Origin of the sequence: Pseudomonas sp. (assembly GCF_037994325.1) — a bacterium.
In the GTDB taxonomy this organism is placed as follows: domain Bacteria; phylum Pseudomonadota; class Gammaproteobacteria; order Pseudomonadales; family Pseudomonadaceae; genus Aquipseudomonas.
Map to the genome: position 1 here is coordinate 1 of NZ_JBBNAH010000024.1, position 3,935 is coordinate 3,935.

6 protein-coding genes are annotated in these 3,935 nt (G+C 54.8%); all 6 read left to right on the top strand.

The window, feature by feature from the left end:
* Positions 1–69 precede the first annotated feature (69 nt).
* Complete coding sequence (gene secY, locus AAAB16_RS00775; RefSeq protein WP_340661612.1) at positions 70–1,398, top strand: preprotein translocase subunit SecY; 1,329 nt, start codon at positions 70–72, stop codon at positions 1,396–1,398.
* A gap of 27 nt (positions 1,399–1,425) precedes the next feature.
* On the top strand, positions 1,426–1,542 hold the full coding sequence (gene rpmJ, locus AAAB16_RS00780; protein WP_002555468.1) for a 50S ribosomal protein L36: 117 nt from the start codon (positions 1,426–1,428) through the stop codon (positions 1,540–1,542).
* Positions 1,543–1,672: 130 nt separating this feature from the next.
* Complete coding sequence (gene rpsM, locus AAAB16_RS00785; RefSeq protein ID WP_108096520.1) at positions 1,673–2,029, top strand: 30S ribosomal protein S13; 357 nt, start codon at positions 1,673–1,675, stop codon at positions 2,027–2,029.
* A gap of 30 nt (positions 2,030–2,059) precedes the next feature.
* The gene (gene rpsK / locus AAAB16_RS00790; protein WP_002555466.1) at positions 2,060–2,449 is read left to right on the top strand and encodes a 30S ribosomal protein S11; all 390 of its coding nucleotides are present in this window, start codon (positions 2,060–2,062) and stop codon (positions 2,447–2,449) included.
* Between the two features lie 17 nt (positions 2,450–2,466).
* Positions 2,467–3,087, top strand: a complete 621-nt coding sequence (gene rpsD, locus AAAB16_RS00795) for a 30S ribosomal protein S4 (RefSeq protein WP_340661613.1) — start codon at positions 2,467–2,469, stop codon at positions 3,085–3,087.
* Between the two features lie 22 nt (positions 3,088–3,109).
* Positions 3,110–3,935, top strand: an 826-nt coding sequence (gene rpoA / locus AAAB16_RS00800; RefSeq protein ID WP_340661614.1) for a DNA-directed RNA polymerase subunit alpha, incomplete at its 3' end; no start/stop codon positions are given.

Consider the following 3,935-nt stretch of genomic DNA (forward strand, 5'->3'; position numbering starts at 1 on the left):
AAGGGAATCGGCGCCACCAAAGGTGCGCGTGCGGCTATCGAAGCAGCTGGCGGCAAGTTCGAGGAATAAATGGCTAAGCAAGGTGCTCTCTCTGCGCTCGGCAAAGGCGGTATGTCTGAACTCTGGGCTCGTCTGCGTTTTCTGTTCCTGGCGATTATCGTCTACCGAATAGGCGCACACATCCCGGTTCCAGGTATCAACCCGGACCGACTCGCGGACCTGTTTCGACAGAATGAGGGGACCATTCTTAGCTTGTTCAACATGTTTTCCGGCGGCGCGCTGGAACGGATGAGCATCTTTGCACTGGGGATCATGCCGTACATTTCGGCATCGATCATCATGCAATTGATGACCGCCGTCAGCCCGCAGCTGGAGCAGTTGAAGAAGGAAGGTGAAGCTGGCCGTCGCAAGATCAGCCAGTACACCCGCTACGGCACCGTCGTCCTCGCTCTCGTTCAGGCCATTGGCATGTCCATTGGCCTGGCGGGGCAGGGCGTTGCGTTCACTGGTGACTTTGGCTTCCATTTCGTCGCGGTCTCCACGTTTGTGGCTGGCGCGATGTTCATGATGTGGCTGGGTGAGCAGATTACTGAGCGTGGTGTAGGCAACGGTATCTCGATGTTGATCTTCGCAGGTATCGTCGCCGGTCTTCCGAGAGCGATCGGGCAGTCTTTCGAGTCTGCACGTCAGGGTGATATCAACATCTTCGCCCTGGTTGCCATCGGTTTGCTGGCAGTAGCGATTATCGGTTTCGTGGTGTTCATTGAGCGTGGTCAGCGTCGTATTGCTGTTCACTACGCCAAGCGTCAGCAGGGCCGCAAGGTCTTCGCTGCGCAGACCAGCCACTTGCCGCTGAAGGTGAACATGGCCGGTGTTATTCCGGCTATTTTCGCGAGCAGCATTTTGCTGTTCCCGGCTTCGTTGGGTGCCTGGTTCGGTCAGTCTGAAGGTATGGGCTGGTTGCAGGACATCTCGCAGTCGATCGCTCCTGGTCAGCCGTTGAATATTCTGCTGTTTAGTGCAGGGATTATTTTCTTCTGCTTCTTCTATACGGCGTTGATGTTCAATCCGAAAGACGTAGCGGAAAACCTGAAGAAGTCCGGTGCCTTTATTCCGGGCATCCGTCCAGGTGAGCAGTCTGCGCGCTACATTGATGGCGTTCTGACTCGCTTGACCATGTTCGGTGCTCTTTACATGACGGCCGTCTGCCTGTTGCCCCAGTTCCTGGTGGTTGCAGCAAACGTTCCGTTCTACCTTGGCGGGACCTCGTTGCTGATCGTGGTCGTGGTTGTGATGGACTTCATGTCCCAAGTACAATCGCACCTCGTTTCGCACCAGTACGAATCCCTGATGAAGAAAGCCAACCTGAAGGGTTACGGCAGCGGCATGTTGCGCTGAGTACCCATAAGGTTCGAGGAGTTGGTGATGAAAGTTCGTGCATCGGTGAAAAAGCTGTGCCGTAACTGCAAGATTATTCGCCGCGAAGGTGTTGTTCGAGTAATTTGCAGCGCGGAACCGCGTCACAAACAGCGCCAAGGCTGAGTGTGATTGTGCTTCAAGCCCGGTAGCTAGTGCGCTACCGGGTTGATTATTTGTTATTACAGCGATATTATCTCGCGCCCTATTTCTTGGCTTCCGGGGCGTAGGTAGCTGTCAATTGGAGTCCCACTGAATGGCCCGTATTGCAGGCGTTAACATTCCAGATAACAAGCATACTGTTATCTCGCTGACCTACATCTTCGGTGTTGGTCGCACAACTGCGCAGAAAATTTGCGCAACCACCGGGGTTAACCCGGCGGCAAAGATTAAAGATCTGAGCGATGAGCAGATTGAACTTCTGCGTGGCGAAGTGGCAAAGGTAAACACCGAAGGTGACCTGCGCCGTGAAGTCAACATGAAAATCAAGCGCTTGATGGACCTGGGTTGCTACCGTGGCCTGCGTCACCGTCGCGGCCTTCCGGTTCGCGGTCAGCGTACCAAGACCAACGCACGTACCCGTAAGGGTCCGCGTAAGCCGATCCGCAAGTAATCGCATACGCGAATCGACAGGAATCTAGTCATGGCAAAACCTGCTGCTCGTCCTCGTAAAAAAGTCAAAAAGACAGTGGTTGATGGCATCGCCCACATCCACGCGTCTTTTAACAATACCATTGTGACCATTACCGATCGTCAAGGTAACGCCCTGTCCTGGGCTACCTCTGGTGGTTCGGGTTTCCGCGGTTCACGCAAGTCCACTCCGTTCGCCGCCCAAGTAGCGGCCGAGCGTGCTGGTCAAGCTGCGCTGGAATACGGCCTGAAAAACCTCGACGTTAACGTCAAGGGCCCAGGTCCAGGTCGTGAGTCCGCTGTCCGTGCTTTGAACGGCTGCGGTTACAAGATCGCCAGCATCACCGACGTGACGCCAATCCCGCATAACGGGTGCCGTCCGCCGAAGAAGCGCCGCGTGTAATCAGGAGACGATAGATAATGGCTCGTTACATTGGTCCGAAATGCAAACTGGCGCGTCGTGAAGGCGCTGACCTGTTCCTGAAAAGCGGCGTTCGCGCCCTGGAATCGAAGTGCAATATCGAAGCAGCCCCTGGTATCCACGGTCAGCGCCGTGGTCGCCAATCCGATTACGGCACCCAACTGCGTGAAAAGCAGAAGGTCCGTCGTATCTATGGCGTGCTTGAGCGTCAATTCAGCGGTTACTACAAAGAAGCTGCCGGCAAGAAAGGCGCTACTGGTGAGAACCTGCTGCAACTGCTCGAATGCCGTCTGGATAACGTTGTATACCGTATGGGCTTCGGCGCTACCCGTGCTGAGTCCCGTCAGCTGGTTTCGCATAAAGCGATCAGCATCAACGGTAAAACTGTAAATATTCCGTCTTACCAGGTTCGTGCTGGTGACGTTGTTGCAGTTCGCGAGAAATCGAAGAATCAGCTGCGCATTGTTCAAGCTCTTGAGCTGTGTGCCCAGCGTGGCCGCGTTGAGTGGGTCGAAGTTGACACTGAGAAGAAATCGGGCGTTTTCAAAAGCGTTCCAGCTCGCAGTGACCTCTCCGCCGACATCAACGAAAGCCTGATTGTCGAGCTCTACTCCAAGTAAGGGCTAGAAAATAGGTGCATCCATGCAGATTTCGGTAAATGAGTTCCTGACCCCCCGCCATATCGATGTGCAGGTGGTCAGTCCGACCCGCGCTAAGATCACTCTCGAGCCTCTCGAGCGTGGTTTTGGCCACACTTTGGGCAACGCGCTACGTCGCATTTTGTTGTCCTCAATGCCTGGCTGTGCAGTAGTCGAGGCCGAGATTGACGGTGTACTCCATGAGTACAGCGCCATCGAAGGTGTACAGGAAGACGTAATTGAAATCCTGCTCAACCTGAAAGGTCTGGCTATTAAGTTGCACGGTCGTGACGAAGTGACTCTGACACTGGCGAAGAAGGGCTCGGGCGTAGTTACCGCTGCCGATATTCAGCTGGATCATGATGTCGAGATCGTCAATGGTGACCACGTTATTGCCAACCTGGCTTCTAACGGCGCACTGAACATGAAGCTCACTGTGGCTCGTGGTCGCGGCTATGAGCCTGCTGACTCGCGTCAGAGTGATGAGGACGAAAGCCGCAGCATCGGTCGCTTGCAGCTGGACTCCTCTTTCAGCCCCGTACGCCGTGTTGCGTACGTCGTTGAAAACGCCCGTGTTGAGCAGCGTACTAACCTTGACAAGCTGGTTATCGACCTCGAAACCAACGGTACCCTGGATCCTGAAGAGGCTATCCGCCGCGCTGCAACCATTCTGCAACAGCAGTTGGCTGCGTTCGTCGACCTCAAAGGCGACAGTGAACCAGTGGTTATCGAACAGGAAGACGAGATCGATCCGATCCTGCTTCGTCCGGTTGATGATTTGGAACTGACCGTTCGTTCGGCCAACTGCCTCAAGGCGGAGAACATTTACT